A 20269-nucleotide genomic window follows, 5' to 3' on the forward strand; every position below is an offset into this window, starting at 1 on the left:
TCAAGAGATATTCAATAAACGCGTACCCGGCACAGAGTTCTATAACAATGAAAATAGCTGTACAAAGTAATTCTGCCAGGGCGTGATGGGGATGGTTGATGAGTTCACAAACAAATATTCAGAGTCAAAGTTTACATAATCCAAATGGGTCAAGCGTGATCCAGCCACCAGCCATGCTAGGCATGTTGGGTGGCGGCCAGCTTGGCCGTTTTTTTGTGATCGCCGCGCACGAGATGGGTTACAAAGTCACCGTACTGGACCCGGACAAAAATAGCCCGGCAGGACAGATCGCTGATGTACATCTATGTGCCGCCTTTGATGATGCCGCAGCCCTGCAAGCCATGGCGCAAACCTGCCAGGCCATTTCAACCGAATTTGAAAATGTGCCTGCCGAAACGCTGGCCACGCTGGCAAAATCCACCGTCGTGCACCCCAGTGCTGAAGCGGTAGCCATTGCCCAGCACAGAATCAAGGAAAAAACATTTTTTAAAGAAGCAGGTTTGCCTATCGGACCATTTGTAGCGGTCAATAGCGAAAGTGATTTGCCGGCAGATGGCGACATGTATCCTGCCGTACTGAAGGTGGCGCGTTTTGGCTACGATGGCAAAGGCCAGGCACGCGTGGCAAACCAGGCCGAGGCTCAAGCTGCTTTCCAGGCTTTCAAGCAGGAAGTCTGTGTGCTGGAAAAAATGCTGGCACTGGACCTGGAAGTGTCTGTGGTATTGGCGCGTGATGCACATGGCAATATTGCTGCCTTCCCGACCGCTGAAAACAGCCATTTAAATGGCATCCTGGATATCAGCATCGCGCCGGCCCGTTGTTCTGAAGTGATTAAAGCCAATGCCCAGGAGCTGGCTAAAAAACTGGCCAACCAACTCAATTATGTGGGTGTATTGGGAGTGGAGTTTTTTGTGGTCGGCAACCAGTTGCTGATCAATGAAATTGCGCCCCGGCCACATAATTCCGGCCACTACACAGTGGATGCCTGCATCACCAACCAGTTTGAACAACAGGTGCGTGTCATCACTGGTCAGGCCTTGGGTAATCCCGGTTTACATAGCAATGCCGTGATGGTGAATATCCTGGGTGATAGCTGGCTTTATAGTGGCCAACAGCAAGATCCTGCCTGGGATAAAGCGTTTGCACACGCTAACCTCAAAATGCACTTGTATGGCAAACATGAGCCGCGCAAAGGCCGCAAGATGGGCCACTTTACCGTGATTGGTGACGATGCTCAGGCGGTATTAAATGCTGCCAGGATCGCACGCAGCGAATTGCATATAGGCGAATAACTTTTTCAGCATAAAAAATGCCCGGTTCATCCGGGCATTTTTATTGAAGCTGGTGCTCAATACAAATGGGTTGGCACTTGCTTTCTGAATACCAGGAAGACCTCAATCTGATCGAATGTTTCCTTGGTGCCGCCGATGCCAGTCGCAACGAGGCTAGCAATGTCACTTTAATCGCGTCACTTAGTCTAGTCCATGGACAATAAAAAAAGCCGGACATGCGTCCGGCTCTTTTAGTAAGCACCCCTACTGAAATTATTCAGCAGCTTTTTTCGCGCGAGGCTTAGCGGCAGCTTTTTTGGCTGGAGCGGCTTCGGCTTTAGCAGCAGCTTTTTTCGGAGCTGCTTTAGGAGCAACTGCTTTTTTCACAGAAGTCAAAGTTGCAGGTGCGTCACCAGACAATGCTTTGATCGCAGCTGTCAAACGGCTTTTGTGACGAGCAGCTTTGTTTTTGTGAATGATTTTTTTGTCAGCGATACGGTCGATCACGCTCACATTTTCCTGGTAAGACGCAACTGCAGCAGCTTTGTCACCAGTTTGAATTGCCTTGATTACTTTTTTAATCGCAGTACGCAAAGTTGAACGTAACGCAGCGTTGTGCGCGTTCACTTTTACGGATTGGCGCGCGCGTTTGCGTGCTTGTGCGGTATTTGCCATATCTGTTTATCCTGTAACTTTTCAAAAGGGGTGTAATACGAAACCGTGCATAATACTGTTTTTGCTTCGTTTTTGCAAGGCGAAAATCATATTTCTGCGGATTCTAATGCTGTTTATAAATAGTCGCGTGGTAAAATCGCCCGACTCTAAAAACAATTGTTCTGGATGTTTTAAAACATGCGGGTCGAATGATAAAGCAATTAGCATTCGACCGGACGGTTTTTTACCAGACTGCCGGAAACCTGAACACCCCATATGAACTTGCTTAAAGCTTTGGCCACCGTGGGTGGTATGACGTTTATCTCGCGCCTGCTAGGGTTTTTGCGGGATACGCTGATTGCCCGTATTTTTGGCGCAGGCATGGCGACCGATGCCTTTTTTGTGGCGTTCAAGATCCCTAACCTGTTGCGCCGTATCTCAGGTGAGGGTGCGTTCAGCCAGGCGTTTGTGCCTATCCTTTCCGAGTACCGCAAACAGCGTACACCAGAAGCCACCAAGGCTTTGATCAACCATGTCTCCAGCTTGCTGGGCTTGTTCCTGGTGGGCATCACCATCGTCGGCATGCTGGCGGCACCGCTGATTGTGCGGCTGACTTCCCCGGGCTTTGTCAGTGATCCGGCCAAGTTTGCGCTGACCATCGATTTGTTGCGCATCACCTTTCCTTATATATTGTTTATTTCGCTGGTGTCTATGGCCGGTGGCGTGCTCAATGCGCACAGCAAGTTCCAGGTGCCAGCGTTTACGCCAGTGTGGCTGAACCTGAGTTTTATCACGGCCGCTTTGTTTGTGGCGCCATACTTTAACAACTCGGTGTATGTGCTGGCGTGGGCGGTATTTGTCGGCGGTATCATACAGTTGCTTTACCAGTTGCCTTACCTGCAGAAAATCGGCATGTTGCCGCGCTACGCGCTGAATACGCAAGATGAAGGCGTGCGCCGTATTCTCAAATTAATGGGGCCAGCGATCTTCGGTGTGTCTGTGGCACAGATTTCGATCGTGCTGAATAACATATTCGCCTCATTTATGCCGACCGGCAGCGTGTCGTGGCTCTATTATGCGGATCGCCTGATGGAGTTCCCCACTGGCGTGCTGGGTGTCGCTTTGGGCACGATTTTATTACCCAGCTTATCCAAGGCGCATGTCGATAAATCGTCCGTTGAGTTTTCGCAGCTGCTGGATTGGGGTTTACGACTGACCTTTATGCTGGCGATCCCGGCTGCAGTCGCCATGGCGGTGCTTTCCAAGCCACTGGTCGCCAGCTTGTTCTATTACGGTAAATTTACCGCGATTGACGTGGCGCAAACCGAGCGTGCACTGATTGCCTATAGTCTGAGTTTATTGGGCCTGATCATGGTGAAGGTGTTAGCGCCCGGTTTCTACGCACGGCAGAATGTCAAAACGCCGGTCAAGATTGCTATCTTTACCCTGGTTGTGACGCAGGTATTAAATGTATTATTCCTTTACTTTACACCTTTGCGCCACGCCGGATTGGCTTTGGCAGTGGGGCTGGGCGCCTGCCTGAACGCGACTTTATTATGGGTGGCGCTACAGCGCAGTGGCGCGTTCGTGCCAAATAAAGGCTGGTTCTTGTTCCTCGCCAAATTATTGCTGGCCGTCACTGTGATGGCGGTGGCGCTGCATCTGGTGGCAACTTGGGCTGGCGACTGGCTGGCCATGCCAGCCTTGCCGCGCCTATTGCACCTGGCTGGCATAGTGGTGATGGGGATGCTGGTCTATTTTTCCATGCTGGGATTACTGGGTTTCCGCCCCAGGGACTTTATGAAACGAGTGGCTAAATAATGCAGATTTTCCGCCATATTCCGCTATCTTCTGCACCGGCAGCGATCGCGATTGGTAACTTTGATGGCATGCACTTGGGCCACCAGGCTTTGTTGCGCCAATTGATCGCCTACGCACAGACCTATCGCATCGTGCCCGCGGTGATGACGTTTGAGCCGCACCCGCGCGAATTTTTTATGCCGCAAAATGCGCCTGCGCGCCTGGCTTCCATGCGTGAAAAACTGGAATATTTTGCCGAGTTTGGTGTGCAGCGTGTCTACGTGCAACGGTTTAGCCATGCTTTTGCCGCGCAAAGCCCAGCCACTTTTATGCAGGTACTGCGCCAGCAATTGAACGCGAATGTGGTCATGGTCGGAGAAGATTTCTGTTTTGGGGCCAAACGTGCGGGCACGGTGCAAACCCTGATTGAACATGGTTTTAACGTGATCCCCCTGCCGGAAGTGCAGCTGAACGGTGAGCGTGTGTCCAGCACGCTGGTGCGTGATGCGCTGGCGGCAGGTGCGTTTGCAAAGGCGCATACTTTGCTCGGGCGCTCTTACAGCATCAGCGGCACAGTGGTCCATGGCGCCAAGCTGGGGCGGCAATTGGGTTTCCCCACCGCCAATGTGCACATGCGTCACGAGCGGCCTGCACTGACTGGGGTTTATGCGGTAAAATTGAACGGTTTACCGGCAGTTGCCAATTTGGGCGTACGGCCTACCCTGGAAGGCATTCCAAAACTGAAACTCGAAGTACATGTGTTTGATTTTGCTGGCGATTTATATGGCCAGCACGTGCATGTGCAATTTCTGCACAAATTACGCGATGAAATGAAGTTTAACGGGCTGGATGCACTCAAGGCGCAAATTGCCGCAGATGTAGAACAGGCAAAACATTATTTCCTGTCTGGCGCGCCTGGATAACATAAGTAGCTGTGAAATGGTGTCCTGCCTGACCAAGGTGCAGGGCATACAATATTGAGATTTTTAAATGACTGACCAAAGCAAAGACTCTAAATACCCGCTGAATTTACCTGAGACCAGCTTCCCCATGCGTGGCGATTTAGCCAAGCGCGAACCTGTCTGGCTCAACAGCTGGCAGCAACGCAAGGTGTATGAGCGTATCCGCGCCAAGCGCCAGGGAGCCACAAAATTCATCCTGCATGATGGCCCTCCGTATGCTAACGGCGATATTCATATTGGTCATGCGGTCAATAAGATCCTCAAAGACATCATCATCAAATCCAAAACCATGAGTGGTTTTGACGCCCCTTATGTGCCGGGCTGGGATTGCCACGGCCTGCCGATTGAACTGGTTGTTGAGAAAGCGCACGGCAAAAATATTGATCCGGCCAAGTTCCGCGAGTTGTGCCGCGCCTATGCTGCCGAGCAGGTAGAGAAACAGAAAAAAGACTTTATCCGCCTGGGTGTCTTTGGCGATTGGGATCATCCCTACCTGACCATGGCTTTCGATACCGAAGCTGACATCATGCGTGCGTTGGGCGATATCTATAAAAACGGTTACCTGTACCAGGGTAGCAAGCCAGTGCACTGGTGTGTGGACTGCGGATCAGCCCTGGCTGAGGCGGAAGTGGAATACGAAGACGTGAACTCACCGGCAATTGATGTGGGTTTTAAAGTAGCCGATAGCGCTGCATTGGCTAAAGCATTTGGTTTGGACAAAGTTGAAAGTGATGTTTTTGCCATCATCTGGACAACAACGCCTTGGACGCTACCTGCCAACCAGGCCGTGAGCGTGAATGCCGAGCTGGAATATGACCTGATTCAAACCAGCAAAGGATTGGTGATCCTCGCACGTGAACTAGCTGAAAAAACGCTGGCACGTTATGCCGAAGAAAATACTTCTGTGCTTGCCAGCGCAAAAGGTGACGCCTTACGTGGATTGCAATTACAACACCCGTTCGACAACCGCCAAGTGCCGGTGATCACGGGCGACCACGTCACCACCGAAGCCGGTACCGGCCTGGTGCATACTGCTGCTGCACACGGTAACGATGACTGGCTGGTCATGCGCGCCAATTTCCCTAACGAAAAACCGCGTGTGCTTATCGGCGGTGATGGCAAGTTCTTTGATAGTGAACTGGTGGAGTTCGCTGACATCCGTGGCTTGAGCCGCCAGGAAGCCAACAAGATCATTCTGGCGAAGCTGCAGGAAAACGGCGCGCTGTTTGCCTCTGCCCGTTTGAATCACAGCTTCCCGCATTGCTGGCGCCATAAAACGCCGTTAATGCAACTGGCGACGCACCAATGGTTTATCGGCATGAACGCCGTTGGCACCGATGGCAAAGCCTTGCGCGAGCAAGCCAATACCGCGGTGGATGCCACGGCATTTTTCCCCAGCTGGGGCCGTGCCCGTCTGGAAGCGATGATCAAAAATCGCCCGGACTGGTGTGTGTCGCGCCAGCGTAACTGGGGCGTGCCCATGCCGTTTTTTGTGCATAAAGAAACCGGTACGCCACATCCTGATACATTGAAGCTGCTGGGAATCGTCTGCAAACAGGTAGAGCAGCAGGGCGTTGAAGCCTGGTTCAGCCTGGATGGTGATGCTTTCCTGAATCAGCATGCGCCGGCCAATGCCGGACAATACAAAAAAGTCACCGATACCCTGGATGTCTGGTTTGATTCTGGTGCCACGCATTACGCAGTCATCCGTTCCGCGCAACATCCTTCACTGGCGGCAGAAGCCAAAGTGCGCGCTGCAGCAGGTAAACCGGTGGCGGATTTATACCTGGAAGGGTCTGACCAGCATAGAGGCTGGTTCCAGTCCAGTTTGCTGACCGGCTGCGCGATTGATGGCCATGCGCCATACAATGCCTTGCTGACCCACGGTTTTGTGGTGGATGGCGCGGGTCACAAAATGAGTAAATCCAAAGGCAACGTGGTTGCGCCGCAAAAGGTGATGGATACCTACGGTGCCGATATCCTGCGTTTATGGGTGGCCTCGACTGATTATTCAGGTGAGCTGACCATCAGTGATGAGATCCTGAAACGGGTCGCCGATGGTTATCGCCGTATCCGCAATACTTTGCGCTTTTTGCTTTCCAACCTGGCGGATTTTGATGCGAACAAAGATTTATTGCCGGTGGAGCAATGGCTGGAAATCGACCGTTATGCCTTGCACCTGACGCATGAGCTGCAAGCGGGCATTCTGGCGGATTACGATCAGTACGAATTCCACCTGGCCGTGCAGAAGTTTGTTGGTTTCTGTTCCGAGGATTTAGGTGGCTTCTACCTGGATATCCTCAAAGACCGCTTGTATACCAGCGGTGAGACTTCGCATGCACGCCGTGCCGCGCAAAGTGCGCTGTATCACATCACCCATGCATTGATTCGTTTGATGGCGCCGATTCTGAGCTTTACTGCGGATGAGATCTGGCAGACATTAGGCCTGGATGCAGTCGCGACCGTATTTGAAGAAGATTGGTACGCTTTGCCTGCGCATGGATTAAGTGATACGCAATTGCAGCACTGGCAAACGGTGATTGATTTGCGCGGCCAGGCCGCCAAGGAAATCGAGCTCCTGCGCGGTGAAGGCAAGGTCGGCTCATCGCTGCAAGCAGAGCTGGAATTCCATGTGGCGGGTGAGGCATTTGAGGCGTTGAGCAGTCTGCAAGATGACTTACGCTTTGTCACCATTACTTCTGCCGCGACTACTTTTAAAGTGGCGGATGCGGCAGCGCAGAAAATCCTGGTCAAACCAAGTGCTTACCAAAAATGTGACCGTTGCTGGCATTACCGTGCCGATGTTGGCAGTGATGCAGCACACCCGACTATTTGCGGCCGTTGTGTGAGCAATTTGTTTGGTAATGGTGAAGTGCGCACATATGCCTAAATTAAATACGCTTAATGTGCGTTCGGCCTTGCCCTGGCTGTTGTTGAGCGCAGTAGTGATCGTGCTCGACCTGTATACCAAACACCTAGTCCAGCAGGCGTTTGTCTATGGTGAGCATGTGCCGGTCACTGGCTTTTTTGACCTGGTCCGTTATCACAACACCGGCGCGGCATTCAGTTTCCTCGCCAATGCCGGTGGCTGGCAACACGGGTTTTTCACTGCAGTGTCTACCCTGGCATCGGTGGTGATGGTCTATTTGCTGGTCAGGCAGCCACAGAAAACATTGTTCTGTTTTGGTATCGCCCTAGTGTTAGGCGGAGCGCTGGGCAATTTATACGATAGACTGACATTGGGCTATGTGGTCGATTTCCTGCTGTTTTACTACCAGCAATGGGCATGGCCTGCATTTAATGTGGCCGACAGTGCGATTTGCGTAGGTGTGGGCGTGCTGGTGCTGGATAGTTTTAAAAATCCGGCTGGCTGATGGAACCCTGGCTTTGCGGCTTGCAGATGAAAGCCAGCATGCGTGAGTGAGTGTGATGGACGGGCTTGAGTATACATTTACAGATAGCATCAAGATCTGGCAGGGCGGCAAAAGCACCTGGCATTATGTGAGTTTGCCCATGCCTGTGTCTGATGAAGTGCGTACGCTTAGCCAATATCACCAGACCAGGCGCAGAGGCTGGGGCGCTGTGCGTGTCAGCGCGCAAATAGGCGCTTTCACCTGGCAAACTTCTGTTTTTCCTGCGTTTGAACATCAGCAATATCAATTGTTTTTAAAGGCAGGTATCCGTAAACGGGCAAAGATCGCCGTCGGCGATGAAATCACTGTGCGCTTGCAGTTGCTGTTTGGCGTGGCCGGGTAAGCGGTTGCTTTCATCGCAATACCGCTAAATAGCGGCAAATATTATGCCTTGCGGAACAATCCTGAAATTGGCGTAATGACGGCCACACATATCGCACCTACCAGCACACCAAACAATCCGTTCAGCAGGATCTCCCAATGGCCGGTGCTGGTGATCCAGTGATGTACCACGGGGATACCATGCGCAATAATGCCACCCCCGACCAGGAACATGGCGGCAGTGCCCAGTACACTGAGTAATCGCATCAGGTAAGGTACCACCCAGACCATGCCCCAGCCGATTTTTCGGTTGAGTTGCGGCAGCAAACCCTGGCCCTGGCGCTGCATCAGCCATAAACCGATATCATCCATTTTGACAATAAACGCGACCAGGCCATAGACGCCCACAGTCATGAGCACTGCAATCACCGAAAGCACCAGGATACGCTGGGTCAATGCGGCTTCGGCCACCACGCCCAGTGATATGACGATAATCTCAGCCGATAAAATGAAATCGGTACGCACGGCGCCTTTCACTTTTTCTTTTTCCAGCGCGACCAGGTCAGTTTGCGGGGCCGGGATGGCTTCAGGCACGGCTTTTTTACCTGCGGTATCCGGTTTGGCATGCAATGTGTGCCAGACTTTTTCAAAACCTTCGTAGCACAAAAATGCGCCGCCAAGCATCAGCAAAGGCACGATCAGCCACGGTGAAAAACTACTGATGATCAAGGCCGTTGGCACCAAAATCAGTTTGTTCAGGAAAGAACCACGCGCCACTGCCCACACCACCGGTAGCTCGCGTTTTGCCGTAATGCCTGTGACCTGCTGCGCATTCAAGGCCAGGTCGTCGCCCAATACACCGGCTGTTTTTTTGGCTGCCAGCTGGCTCATGACAGACACGTCATCGAGCATGGTGGTGATGTCGTCTAATAAAGCAAGCAGGCTGGAAGCGGCCATGAAACATTCCTGAGCAATGACTAAAGATTGCTTATTCTACGTGATTCCCGCTAGAATGGCCGGATGCAGAACTCAGGAACTCAGCGCTGGATAGCACGGTTGGCCATCATGGCTATGCTGCTGGTCAGCCTTGTGCCTACCCTGAGCCTGGCTTTCCCCATGCAGCAAGGCAACAGTTTTATCGGGCAGATCTGTTCTACACAAGGCAGCAAGCTGCTGGTACAGGTGATGACTACCCAGGGCAAACAGTTATCGACATTGATCGATTACAAGCCTTCGCAAAAACCGGTTTCAATTAGCCACCATCTTGATCACTGCCCGTTTTGCCATATGGCAGCGGATCACGTGACATTGCCTGCATATAGCCCCGCCTTTATCCTGTTTCAGCAAGCCCAGGCCGAGATCGCACTCAGCGATTACCAGCCACCCGTTGTCTCTAGTTTTTACCCCACTGCGCATCCCTCGCGCGCACCGCCACTGACACCACACTCAATCTAGTCCCAGCCTGATCAAGGCCGGATTCTGAGTAATGCCTGCGCCGCAGGCATAGATGGAGTCATCTCGTGATTATTATCAATCTTCAGGCAATGATATTTGCCAAGCAGGGGGAATGGAAACGCCGCGTCACCCTGAAAGAAATCGCTGAATCTACTGGTATCAGCCGCATGACCTTGCACCGCATCGTCAAAAATCCTGCTTATAACGCCTGCACCGAACACCTGGACAAGCTTTGCGCCTATTTCGATTGTGATATCGGGGCGCTGGTCCGCTGGCAGCCTAATGAAACGGCCAGGCAGGTGTTTGCTGCCTGATGCAGGGTCATTCACTCTGCTGGTCACTACTTGGCCGCAGAGTGAATGGCATACCTATAAGAAAATAAGGATAAATTCGCAATGAATGACACAAAAATCAGATTGGCGATGTTGCCAGTCCTTGCCTGTTTTGCCCAAATATTCACCACCGCATTGTTAGTGTCCCCAGCGTCAGCCTATGCCGACCACAACGAGGCTGTTGAGCTGGATGATATCAATGTGACCGGGACAGTCGATAGCCGGATTATTAAACATCCTGCTACGGTAGAAACTTACTCCCGCAAACAGATCCAGGAATCGGTGAATGCGACCACTTCACAACAAACCCTCAAATACTTACCCAGCTTTCAGGTGCGTGAGCGCTATATTGGTGACCGCAATGGGCCATTAGCCACCCGTACGACAGGGACGTTATCAAGCGCCCAGACCATGGTGTATGCCGATGGTATTTTGCTATCTAATTTGCTGGGTAATTCTTTTAGTTTCCCGCCGCGCTGGGGCATGGTCAGCCCCGAAGAGATTGAGAGCGTGAGCATTTTATATGGCCCATTCTCAGCGTTATATGCGGGTAACTCATTTGGTGGCGTGGTAAGCATGAACACCCGCATGCCAACCAAGTTTGAAGCACATGCGACAGCACAGGTGTTTGCGCAGGATTTTGAGTTGTACGGCACCAATAAAACATTTCATGGAAATCACGAAACAGCTTCGGTTGGTGACAAAGTCAATGACTTCAGTTTTTGGCTGGGCGTGGATCGCTTGGAAAACGAGAGCCAGCCCATGCAGTTCGCCAATGCATTGTTGTCTGCAACAGCGCCAGCGGGCGCGCCGTTAGTGACCGGTGCCTATCTGGACAGGAATGAAAAAAACCAGAACAGGGTGACATTTGGTGCTACCGGTAAAGACCATACCGAGCAATTGAATGTCAAGCTGAAAGCTGCTTACGATATCAGCCCCACTGTGCGCGCTACCTATACTTTAGGCTTGTGGGATTTAGACAGCCGTACCGATGTGGATAGTTACATTAAAGATGCCGCAGGCAACCCGGTGTATAACGGGCGCGTCAACTTCAATGGGCAACGTTACGATATTTCGGGGTTTAGCCCGGCAGAAGTGTCGTCTTTCCATGTGATGCAGGCGATAGACTTGAAAAGCAACACCAAAGGTTTTTTTGACTGGAACCTGACGCTGTCTGACTACGATTATCAAAAAGATAAAAATAGTAGTGCGAATGCACCCGCAAACGGAACAATAGCCGCTGGCAATCCTTATCTGAATCGTACCGGACGTATTGTTGATATGAGCGGCACCGGCTGGACCGTCTTTGATGCGCGCGGTACTTTGCGCCCCACAGATGGCAATGGTGACAGGCACGAAATCGATGTTGGCTATCACGTAGACCAATACACGTTGAAAAGTGATACCAATAACACGGCTGACTGGTCTGGCAGCAATAAAGGGTCATTGTTTGCCAGCTCACGCGGCCAAACGCAGACACAAGCCATATATGCGCAAGATAAGTGGCAGTTAAGCCCGGCCTGGGCGGTCACGTTTGGCGGACGGTTTGAACATTGGGAAGCCAGTGACGGATTGAATCAGACAACGACGGGCGCGGGTTTGCAGGCGAGCCGCTATGCAGATAAAACGGATAATAAATTTTCACCCAAGCTTTCCATCAGCTTTGAACCTGTACCTGAGTGGGGTTTCAGGGCGGCGTTTGGCCAGGCATTCCGCTTTCCAACGGTGAGTGAGTTATATCAGCAGATTACCACTGGCACCGCCCTGGTGCAGAATAATCCGGACCTGAAGCCGGAGGAAGTGATATCGAGTGAGCTGACTGCGGAACGCAGGTTTACCAGTGGTTTGCTGCGCGCGAGCCTGTTTCATGAGAATAAATACGATGCACTGGTGTCGCAAACCACTACTAATGGTAACGCGGTGCCATTTGGGTCCGGCACCTGTACTGCAGGGGCGGCTGGCTGTACTTTTATCCAGAACATCGACCAGGTGCGTACTTACGGTATAGAGCTGGCCAGCGAGTGGCAGGATGTGGTTGTGCATGGCCTGGATTTAATGGGTAGCGCCACGTTTACCCATGCCGAGATTGTGAAGAATGATGCTAACCCGGAGTTTGAAGGCAATAAGCCACTACGCATCCCCAGAGCAATGATCAAAGGCGTGGCCACATATCATCAAGGCAACAATATCACTTACAGTCTGGCGGCGCGTTACAGTGGCAGGCAGTATTTTTACCTGGATAACAGTGATAGCAACCCGGATGTATTCGGTGGTGCCAGCAAGTTTTTTATCATGGATGTGAAAGCCAACTACAAGTTTGCTAACCGCTGGACGGCCTCTTTAGGCGTGGATAATCTGAATAATTATAAAGCCTATATTTTCCATCCTTATCCGCAACGTACGGCTTATGTGCAGATCAGGTTTAATTACTGATGCCCGGCGAGCAGATTGGATGACATCATGAAATTACGCCGCTGGCCTGCCCATCAGATCGTCTGGCGCTGGCATTTTTATGCCGGGCTACTCTGTATCCCTTTTATTTTGTTGCTGTCGGTGACAGGGGGCCTTTACTTGTTTAAACCGCAGGTAGAGGCAGCGCTGGATAGCCCTTATGAACATCTGCCACTGACAGGCCCAGCCGTATCTGCGCATCTACAGGTCGAGGCGGCATTAAAAGCTGTGCCGGGTGCAGTACTGCACGCTTATGAGCTACCGCTTGACCCTCAATCGGCAGTGCGGGTATTGGTCAAACAGGCGCAGGTAATCTCACGTGTCTATGTGCATCCGCAGACATTGGAGACTCTTCACATCGTTCGCGAAGATGCCAAATTCATGCGCGTGATGCACGAGCTGCATGGAAACTTACTGCTGGGTGCACGCGGATCTTACCTGGTAGAACTCGCGGCTTCCTGGGCGATTGTCATGGTGATTACCGGCTTGTATTTGTGGTGGCCCAAAGCCGGGCAGGGCTTGGCTGGTGTAGTGTACCCACGCATGCGCAAAAGCAGCAGGGTGTTTTGGCGCGACTTGCATGCGGTCACCGGGTTCTGGATATCACTTTTTACATTATTCCTGTTGATTTCCGGGCTTCCATGGACCAAATCATGGGGCGGCATGTTAAAAGAGATCCGGCAACTGCAAACAGTCAGCGCCCCAGCTAGCGCGAAAGCTCCACCGCAAGACTGGACGGTTGGTGGCGTGGCCGCGGGTGAGCATGCCGCCCATGAAGGGCACAGCATGGCCATGCAAGCGCACCATCATGCATTGGACTACCGGTTGTTGGATCAGCTAGTAACAGAAGTGACACCATTGCAACTTGCACCACCAGTGCTGATTGCGCCTCCCTCTGAAAAAGCGACAAACTGGACGGCACGCTCCGATGCGCAGAACAGGCCTTTGCGGGTGAATATCAGTTTTGATGCGGATGGCAATATAGCCAGCAAGAAAAACTTTGCTGACCGGCCCTGGCTGGACCGTGTCATTGGTTTAGGCGTTGCGATTCATGAAGGCCAGTTGTTCGGCTGGCTGAACCAGGCATTAGGGGCGTTGACCGCCTTAGGCTTGATACTGCTTTCTGTGAGCGGTGTTGTGCTGTGGTGGAAGCGGCTCACTAATGCTTCTTTATTGCGTACATTAGGTGCGCCACCAGATAGCCGGCAGCGAGTACCTTATGCCTGGGCAATGATAGCCACAGTGTTTATGTTGGGGGTTTTATTGCCATTTTTTGGGTTGTCATTGTTGCTGGTATTAGTCATTGAGCGGTGCTTAATGCCTTATTTCCCCGCGTTGGCTAGTTACCTTGGTTTGCGCAGCATTGCGTCATAGCGCATCTGCAAATATATCGATTTGTGAATAGAAAGGTTGAACCATGAAGTCTTACTTAACACACGGATTAGTCATGATCAGTATGGCCGGTTTCGCAGCGCTTGCGCATGCAGATTTGAAAGTGTCCAACGCATGGGTGAAACCCACTGTGCCAGGGCAGCCTGTGGCAGGCGCATACATGGTCCTGAGTTCCGATAAAGACATGGAAGTCATAGACGTGCTTTCAGCTGTTGCCGGTAAGGCCGAGATCCACTCCATGTCCATGGAAGGTAATATCATGCGCATGAAAAAGCTGGACCGTTTGCAGTTGAAAGCAGGGCAGGTGGTTGAATTAAAACCGGGTGGATTCCATATCATGTTAATGGAATTGAACCACCAGATTAAAGCGGGTGAAGTCGTCCCTATCCGTTTGGTCACCCAGGATGGGAGCGGAAAGAAGGCAACGATATCTGTCAATGCCATTGCAACTGCACCTAACAATGCTGAGTCCGCACCCGCTGCGCATCACCATCACTGACGGTTCAATGTTTACGCGCACTTTATAAAAAAGGATGGTTCCGGTGAGGCAGCCATATTGCAGATGCCCGTACAGTGCATGTACGGGCGATATGCGAAAAATGCAGAACGCTTAAGCGCCGGTGACTTTGTCTATGAAATAGCTGGTGCGTTGTTTCTGGCGCATCATTCTCTGCAGGATATTCGGTAACTGTTCCGGCTTCAGGCATTGAATAATGTTGAGGTCCAGGGTTTCGCGCAAGTCTATGATTTCGCCGTCTTCCTCATTGCTATCGTTGAGCAACTGGATAAATGGGCGTAGCGGTTGTTGCGGGTTGGTCGACAGCACCGTCGCCAGTTTCTGGTCTGACAGGCGAATGATGCTGCCCGGTGGGTAAATGCCGAGGCACTTGATAAAGCGGCGCAAAATGGTTTGATCAAACTGGTGGCGCTGTTGGGCAAACATGACGCTCAGAGCTTCATAAGGTGTTTTTGCCAGCGCAGGGTTAGAAGGGTTGCACAAATTATCGTACATATTCGCAATGATGAGGATATGCGATAAAGGATCGATCTCATCGCAATGCAAGCCTTTTGGATAGCCGCTGCCGTCAGCAAATTCATGATGCTGGCCTATGATAGACAGTATCTTTTTCGGTACCGAGACTTCCTTCAGCATATTCAGGCCCAGCAATACATGGGTCTGGTAAATCGCGGTTTCGCGCACACTGAGCGGGTCTTTTTTCAATAAGATCTTGTCGCTGATCTGGCGTTTGCCGATGTCATGCAGAATCGCCGCCATGCCGAGAATGATGGCATCTTCATCACTGACATTCAGGTTTTTCGCCAGCAACATAGACAGCACCAGGATATTCAGCTCATGCTGGTAATGCTGGTCGCCGATGCGGTGGCCGTTCATGGCGTGAATGGCAATGTCGCCTTCGGTCAGGGTGCTGGCCACCAGGTCGAGGACTACGCTGGAGGCCATGCCATAGGCTTGGTCAGGATGCTCTGTCGACATTTTCTGGATGTTCCAGACATCGGAACTGGCTTTGAGGAATTTTTGTTCGCTTTCCGTGATCGCTTGCTTGAGTGCCAATTGCTGTCTTTGTGCCGCGCTCAGCTCCGGGCTATCGTCTATCACATCCAGTTTGGCTGAATAAGCCTTTCTCATGGGGAACTCAACCACATTGTCAATTTTTCCGTTGCTGCTACGCAATGGCGTGCTGGAACTGCGACGCGGGTCATAGCGCAGTTGCGTCAGCCCCAGGGATCGAATGGTTTCTATCTGCGATTCGTCAGTGACTTTAAAGTTGCTGATGGAGAAAGGATGGTCCATCCATCCCAAATCCAGATGGATGTACAGTCCGATCTGGAGTTGTTCAATGTCGATATAAAAAGTATCGGAGGCGTGATTAGGCATGGCGTTTTATTTTTCTTTGATTGTTTAACACTAATAACTGCAAAAAGTCGTCGGAGTTGACCGGGTAGGCATATAAATAGCCTTGCGCGGTCTGGCAACCCAGACGTTGTAAAAATTTTTCCTGTTCTTCTGTTTCTACTCCTTCGGCTACAACGGTGAATCCTAACTGGGTGGCCATCGCATAAATGGCGCTGGTAATGGCCGCGTCATCTTTGTCATCCGGCAAATCCTTGACAAAACTGCGGTCGATCTTGATCTGGTCCAGGGGCAAACGCTTGAGGTGCGACAGCGATGAATAGCCAGTGCCAAAGTCATCAATCGCAATGCTGATGCCCAGTTTCTTTAACTGGTTAAATGTATCCACCACATGCTGCGTATGTTGCATCAGCGTGCTCTCGGTGATTTCAAGTTCAATGATAGACGGGTCGCAATCGCTTTCCATCAAAATACCATACACGGTATCGGCGAACTTGCTTTTCATGATTTGCACAGCGGATACATTGATGGCGATCTTCTTGAACTCAGGGTGCCGTTTATGCCAGGCATGCGCCTGACGCACAGACTCGCGCAATGCCCATTCACCTATGCTTAAAATCAGGCCGGTTTCTTCAGCCAGCGGGATGAATTTGGCTGGCGGGATCAATCCCTGCGTCGGGTGCTGCCAGCGGATCAGCGCTTCCGCGCCGATAATCATGCCGGTGTTCAGGTCTATCTGCGCCTGATAGAACATTTTGAGCTGCTTTCTGGACAAGGCCTGGCGCAACTCGGTTTCCAGCTGGAAGTGTTCGACCGCATTGCGGCTCAGTGCAGCATCGTAGAATGACACATGGTTTTTACCATTATTCTTCACCTGGTACATGGCGAGATCGGCAGCTTTGATCAAGCCTTCTACATCGCTGGCATCATGTGGATACATAGAAATACCAATGCTGGCACCTATGAATATTTCATGATGATCAATCATGAACTGGCGCTTGAGTGTCTCCAGGATGTCTTGTGCTTTTTGCGCAGCATCTGCCTTGCTGTGCAGGTTTTCCAGCAACACAATGAATTCATCCCCACCCAGGCGGCCAACAATATCAGATTCGCGCAACGAGGCCTGGATACGCTCGGTCACACCCAGTAACAGCTGGTCGCCGGAATAATGGCCCAGGCTATCGTTGATGTTCTTGAATCTATCCAGGTCAATAAATAATACCGCCGCCTGCTGCTCATTACGGTTAGCGCGTTGAATCGCATGCGTGAACAAATGATTAATCAACCTGCGGTTAGGCAGGCCGGTCAACGGATCATGGTTGACCAACGAGTTGAGCTGCACTTGTGAGCGCTTCATCTCGGTGATATCAGCAAACACCCCCACGTAATTGGTAATTGCGTTGGCATGATTGCGTACGGCGGTAATCGTCATCCACTCGGTATAGCTTTCGCCATTCTTGCGCATATTCTCGATTTCGCCAGACCATTTGCCATGGCGTTTGAGGGCGCCGAACAGGCCGCGAGGGCGCTGGCGGAAGATTTGCGGTTTAAAGCCCAGCACTTCGGATTCATCAAAACCGGTGATCAGGGTAAAGCCCTGGTTGATGCCGACCAGTTCACCGGAAGGATTCACAATCATGATGCCTTCGGTGGTGCTGTCAAAAGCGATTTTTGCCAGTTTCAGGCTTTTGCCGGTTTGTTCGCGGTCAATCGCCACGCTCAAGGTACGGCCAATCGCCATCAGTGAACCTAATTCCTGTGAGCTGGTGCTTTCGGCATCGAAGCAACGTTCGATGACCATAGACCCCCACCACTCGTGATCTATCATCAACGGCACAATCACCAGGTTAACCGTATCATGTGATTTCAGCAGGAAGCGTTCATCTTCCGGCAGCGTATGTGCATCGCACATCACCGGTTGCCCTTTGGAGAGCAAATCATGCCAGCGCTTCAGCTCTGGCGTGAGAAATGAGATTTTTTCCCAATGTTCGTAAGTCGAGTGAAAGCCATTGGTCGCCCAGTGGAACAGGGCCTGGGAGCGTGTTTCGGTTTTTTTGCGCAACGTTGTCGTGTGATGTTGCAGCAACACCGCACGGCTAAAGCGGAAAGACAGGCAGCATTGCTGTAATACATTCTCTGCCACGGTTTGCCAGCGTTCGGCCGAATGCAACATCCAGTCGCACGAAATCAGTGTATCCAGCACCGCACTGCGATTCAGCAATTGGCTTTGAATAAACTTCTGCTCGCTGACATCACGCGCTACTGTGATCAGGTGGCTGGGTTGCTCGCTTTGGTCGAAATAAGCGGTTTTATTCACCTCCAGCGTTTTATAGCCACCCTGGGGCAAGTGCACCAACTCTTCGTTATGGTAGGACTGGCCTGTCTGCCAGACGGTCTGGTCAGACTTCTCGTGATGCTCAAAACTGTTGCGGAATACCGGGTGCAGGGTATCGGCAATTTGCAGGTTGTTCAGGAACTCATAATCAAAATTATCGATCTGGAAAGTGTTCAGCATGCGCTGGTTAGCCATCATCCAGCGATTATCATGGTCTTTGATCGAGATCAGGTCAGGGCTCATCTCAATCAAGGAATGCACGATGGATTGCATATGCACTAATTGCTGCACTAAGGCATGCGCTTGCTCTTCCAGCAGCAAGCCAATCGCACGCCTGCCATGCTGGGCATAAAACAGGCGGCATTTGAAATCACGATTCAGGTCATTGATACGGGTGTGCAGTGTCAGTTCAGTCTTATTGTCGCGGATGGCTTGCACCAGCGCCTGGCGCATATCTTTAGGCAAAGCATCGGCGCGCTCGCCCAGCAGTTTTTTTGCCGTGTCGTTGGCAGCCACACACTGTGCCCGGCGGTTGATGGCCAGCATGGGCATATCTGCCATGCTGGCCGCCAAAGGCTGTAGCCACGCTGTGCTATGATGATCAAAGGTTGCTTGCATATACATAATTTATTGCTATTCGACAGTGTGTCGTCATTCGTCCAGTTATTTGGGTTAACGGCTTTTGACACCCTAACTTTAGCAGCTTTGTTGTTTGTAAAGAATTATTTGTTTAAATATATTTAAGTAAGGGTTTTAAGCGGTGAAATGGCTGATTAACGGGTTGATTTCTGTCTGTTGCATGGTTTTTTTGTCACAGGTAAATGCGCATGAAGCACATGTTGAGCAAGGTGCGGCCAATTTGGCGGTTAGCCTGGCTACAGATGACGATGGCCGGATATGGCAAGCGCGTGCCAGTAAAGGGCAGGTCTGGGTGTCTAGTAGCGTAGATGCAGGGCAACATTTCAGTGCCGAAATCGCCGTCAACTCTACGCCGATGAAAGTGGCCGCAGATGCCGAGGCCAGGCCTAAAATTGCGATTTCCAGCAATGGCAACATCTACCTGAGTTGGACTGAATCGCTTAAAAAACCTTTTGCCGGTTACATCTGGTTCGCCCGCTCGGTGGATGGTGGCAAAAGTTTTGAAACACCTTATATCGTGCATCAGGACAGGGCAGAGATCACGCATCGATTTGATGCATTGCAGGTTTCCCCCGATGGTGCAATCACTGTTGCCTGGGTCGATAAGCGTGATCTACTGGCGGCCAAAGCGGCAGGAAAGCCTTATGATGGCGCTGCCATCTATTACGCTGTTTCCACCGACCAGGGTAAAAGTTTTGCCAGTGAGAAGAAACTGGCCGACAGCAGTTGTGAGTGCTGCCGCATCGCCATGACCAGCAAGGCCGATGGCACGGTTGCCGTCTTGTGGCGACATGTGTTCGCCGGCAGTGAGCGCGACCATGCCATGGCCGAAATCAACCGGCCAGGTGCGGGTAAATCGGTCAAGCCAGCGATTGTACGTGCCAGTCATGGCCGCTGGAAGATCGATGGCTGTCCACACCACGGTGCCGCACTGGCAGTGGGCGAGGGCTTTGGCTACCACCTTTCCTATTTTGACGGCGCCGGTGATAAGCCGGGGCTGCGCCTGGTGCGCATGGATGGGCAAGCGTGGGTGACAACGCCGCCCAGACGCATTGGCGACCCTAAAAAGAATGCCGGGCACCCTGCTTTGTTGAGCGTGGGCGACAAGGTGTGGCTGGCCTGGCAGGAGCGCAGCAGCGAAGGCATGGAGATTTTGACCATGGCTTCACTGGATGGCGGCAAAACCTGGGGCTTGCCTACAGTTGCCGTGCACAGCGCAGGCAAGCTCGATTACCCGCAATGGCTAAACGTGCGCGGACAAGCGCTACTGGCGGTGAACAGTGTAGAAAAAGGGCTGTTGCTGGTGCCGTTTGCACCACAATAATGAGGCAAGTTTGATCTGGCGCTATTGAAAACGTAAAAACCCGCCGC

General features: G+C 51.7%; 16 protein-coding genes. 12 read left to right on the forward strand and 4 right to left on the reverse strand.

Features of this window, described 5'->3' with window-relative positions; genetic code table 11:
* Positions 1–98: 98 nt before the first annotated feature.
* Positions 99–1292, forward strand: coding sequence for a 5-(carboxyamino)imidazole ribonucleotide synthase (locus ACSSVF_RS07290; RefSeq protein WP_492406246.1), 1194 nt, complete (start codon positions 99–101; stop codon positions 1290–1292).
* 252 nt (positions 1293–1544) lie between these two features.
* On the opposite strand, the gene rpsT is transcribed toward ACSSVF_RS07290, so the two are convergent.
* Positions 1545–1898, reverse strand: coding sequence for a 30S ribosomal protein S20 (rpsT, locus tag ACSSVF_RS07295; RefSeq protein ID WP_492406247.1), 354 nt, complete (start codon positions 1896–1898; stop codon positions 1545–1547).
* Positions 1899–2201: 303 nt separating this feature from the next.
* On the opposite strand from rpsT, the gene murJ reads away from it, so the two are divergent.
* The 5 genes from murJ (at position 2202) to ACSSVF_RS07320 (ending at position 8443) form a co-directional block, all read left to right on the forward strand.
* The gene (gene murJ / locus ACSSVF_RS07300) at positions 2202–3746 is read left to right on the forward strand and encodes a murein biosynthesis integral membrane protein MurJ (RefSeq protein ID WP_492406248.1); all 1545 of its coding nucleotides are present in this window, start codon (positions 2202–2204) and stop codon (positions 3744–3746) included.
* The gene (locus tag ACSSVF_RS07305; RefSeq protein ID WP_492406249.1) at positions 3746–4648 is read left to right on the forward strand and encodes a bifunctional riboflavin kinase/FAD synthetase; all 903 of its coding nucleotides are present in this window, start codon (positions 3746–3748) and stop codon (positions 4646–4648) included. Before murJ ends, ACSSVF_RS07305 begins: the two co-directional genes overlap by 1 nt.
* 67 nt (positions 4649–4715) lie before the next feature.
* Positions 4716–7577: an isoleucine--tRNA ligase gene (gene ileS, locus ACSSVF_RS07310; RefSeq protein ID WP_492406250.1), complete on the forward strand. Its 2862-nt coding sequence runs from the start codon at positions 4716–4718 to the stop codon at positions 7575–7577.
* The gene (gene lspA, locus ACSSVF_RS07315) at positions 7570–8061 is read left to right on the forward strand and encodes a signal peptidase II (RefSeq protein WP_492406251.1); all 492 of its coding nucleotides are present in this window, start codon (positions 7570–7572) and stop codon (positions 8059–8061) included. Before ileS ends, lspA begins: the two co-directional genes overlap by 8 nt.
* Before the next feature lie 55 nt (positions 8062–8116).
* Entirely contained in the window at positions 8117–8443 is a 327-nt protein-coding gene (locus ACSSVF_RS07320) for a DUF1905 domain-containing protein (RefSeq protein ID WP_492406323.1), read from the forward strand.
* A gap of 41 nt (positions 8444–8484) precedes the next feature.
* Here the strand turns inward: ACSSVF_RS07320 and ACSSVF_RS07325 are convergent, their stop codons facing one another.
* Entirely contained in the window at positions 8485–9378 is an 894-nt protein-coding gene (locus tag ACSSVF_RS07325) for a DUF808 domain-containing protein (protein ID WP_492406252.1), read from the reverse strand.
* A 108-nt stretch (positions 9379–9486) separates the two neighbouring features.
* On the opposite strand from ACSSVF_RS07325, the gene ACSSVF_RS07330 reads away from it, so the two are divergent.
* The 5 genes from ACSSVF_RS07330 to ACSSVF_RS07350 all read left to right on the forward strand — a co-directional run bounded on the left by ACSSVF_RS07330 (position 9487) and on the right by ACSSVF_RS07350 (position 14550).
* A complete protein-coding gene (locus tag ACSSVF_RS07330) occupies positions 9487–9876 on the forward strand; it encodes a DUF2946 domain-containing protein (protein WP_492406253.1) in 390 nt (129 codons plus the stop codon).
* A gap of 65 nt (positions 9877–9941) precedes the next feature.
* Positions 9942–10190: a helix-turn-helix domain-containing protein gene (locus tag ACSSVF_RS07335; RefSeq protein ID WP_492406254.1), complete on the forward strand. Its 249-nt coding sequence runs from the start codon at positions 9942–9944 to the stop codon at positions 10188–10190.
* An 81-nt stretch (positions 10191–10271) separates the two neighbouring features.
* A complete protein-coding gene (locus ACSSVF_RS07340; RefSeq protein ID WP_492406255.1) occupies positions 10272–12641 on the forward strand; it encodes a TonB-dependent receptor in 2370 nt (789 codons plus the stop codon).
* 27 nt (positions 12642–12668) lie between these two features.
* Positions 12669–14033, forward strand: coding sequence for a PepSY-associated TM helix domain-containing protein (locus ACSSVF_RS07345; protein ID WP_492406256.1), 1365 nt, complete (start codon positions 12669–12671; stop codon positions 14031–14033).
* A 43-nt stretch (positions 14034–14076) separates the two neighbouring features.
* Positions 14077–14550, forward strand: a complete 474-nt coding sequence (locus ACSSVF_RS07350; protein ID WP_492406257.1) for a copper chaperone PCu(A)C — start codon at positions 14077–14079, stop codon at positions 14548–14550.
* Positions 14551–14661: 111 nt separating this feature from the next.
* On the opposite strand, the gene ACSSVF_RS07355 is transcribed toward ACSSVF_RS07350, so the two are convergent.
* Positions 14662–15948, reverse strand: a complete 1287-nt coding sequence (locus ACSSVF_RS07355) for a cyclic di-GMP phosphodiesterase (protein ID WP_492406258.1) — start codon at positions 15946–15948, stop codon at positions 14662–14664.
* Positions 15941–18883, reverse strand: coding sequence for an EAL domain-containing protein (locus tag ACSSVF_RS07360; protein WP_492406259.1), 2943 nt, complete (start codon positions 18881–18883; stop codon positions 15941–15943). Before ACSSVF_RS07360 ends, ACSSVF_RS07355 begins: the two co-directional genes overlap by 8 nt.
* A 175-nt stretch (positions 18884–19058) precedes the next feature.
* On the opposite strand from ACSSVF_RS07360, the gene ACSSVF_RS07365 reads away from it, so the two are divergent.
* Positions 19059–20222, forward strand: a complete 1164-nt coding sequence (locus ACSSVF_RS07365) for a sialidase family protein (protein ID WP_492406325.1) — start codon at positions 19059–19061, stop codon at positions 20220–20222.
* Positions 20223–20269 lie beyond the last annotated feature (47 nt).

The sequence above is a fragment of the Methylophilus sp. E2MeOHC9 genome, assembly GCF_058744375.1.

Excerpts from the sequence above, each read along its gene's own strand:
- ACSSVF_RS07340 (WP_492406255.1), top strand. The coding sequence starts at position 10,272 with ATGAATGACACAAAAATCAGATTGGCGATGTTGCCAGTCCTTGCCTGT.
- ACSSVF_RS07330 (WP_492406253.1), top strand. The coding sequence starts at position 9,487 with ATGGCTATGCTGCTGGTCAGCCTTGTGCCTACCCTGAGCCTGGCTTTC.
- ACSSVF_RS07350 (WP_492406257.1), top strand. The coding sequence starts at position 14,077 with ATGAAGTCTTACTTAACACACGGATTAGTCATGATCAGTATGGCCGGT.
- ACSSVF_RS07360 (WP_492406259.1), bottom strand. The coding sequence starts at position 18,883 with ATGTATATGCAAGCAACCTTTGATCATCATAGCACAGCGTGGCTACAG.
- ACSSVF_RS07290 (WP_492406246.1), top strand. The coding sequence starts at position 99 with ATGAGTTCACAAACAAATATTCAGAGTCAAAGTTTACATAATCCAAAT.
- murJ (WP_492406248.1), top strand. The coding sequence starts at position 2,202 with ATGAACTTGCTTAAAGCTTTGGCCACCGTGGGTGGTATGACGTTTATC.
- ACSSVF_RS07345 (WP_492406256.1), top strand. The coding sequence starts at position 12,669 with ATGAAATTACGCCGCTGGCCTGCCCATCAGATCGTCTGGCGCTGGCAT.
- ACSSVF_RS07305 (WP_492406249.1), top strand. The coding sequence starts at position 3,746 with ATGCAGATTTTCCGCCATATTCCGCTATCTTCTGCACCGGCAGCGATC.
- ACSSVF_RS07355 (WP_492406258.1), bottom strand. The coding sequence starts at position 15,948 with ATGCCTAATCACGCCTCCGATACTTTTTATATCGACATTGAACAACTC.
- ileS (WP_492406250.1), top strand. The coding sequence starts at position 4,716 with ATGACTGACCAAAGCAAAGACTCTAAATACCCGCTGAATTTACCTGAG.
- ACSSVF_RS07325 (WP_492406252.1), bottom strand. The coding sequence starts at position 9,378 with ATGGCCGCTTCCAGCCTGCTTGCTTTATTAGACGACATCACCACCATG.
- ACSSVF_RS07320 (WP_492406323.1), top strand. The coding sequence starts at position 8,117 with ATGGACGGGCTTGAGTATACATTTACAGATAGCATCAAGATCTGGCAG.
- lspA (WP_492406251.1), top strand. The coding sequence starts at position 7,570 with ATGCCTAAATTAAATACGCTTAATGTGCGTTCGGCCTTGCCCTGGCTG.
- ACSSVF_RS07365 (WP_492406325.1), top strand. The coding sequence starts at position 19,059 with ATGGTTTTTTTGTCACAGGTAAATGCGCATGAAGCACATGTTGAGCAA.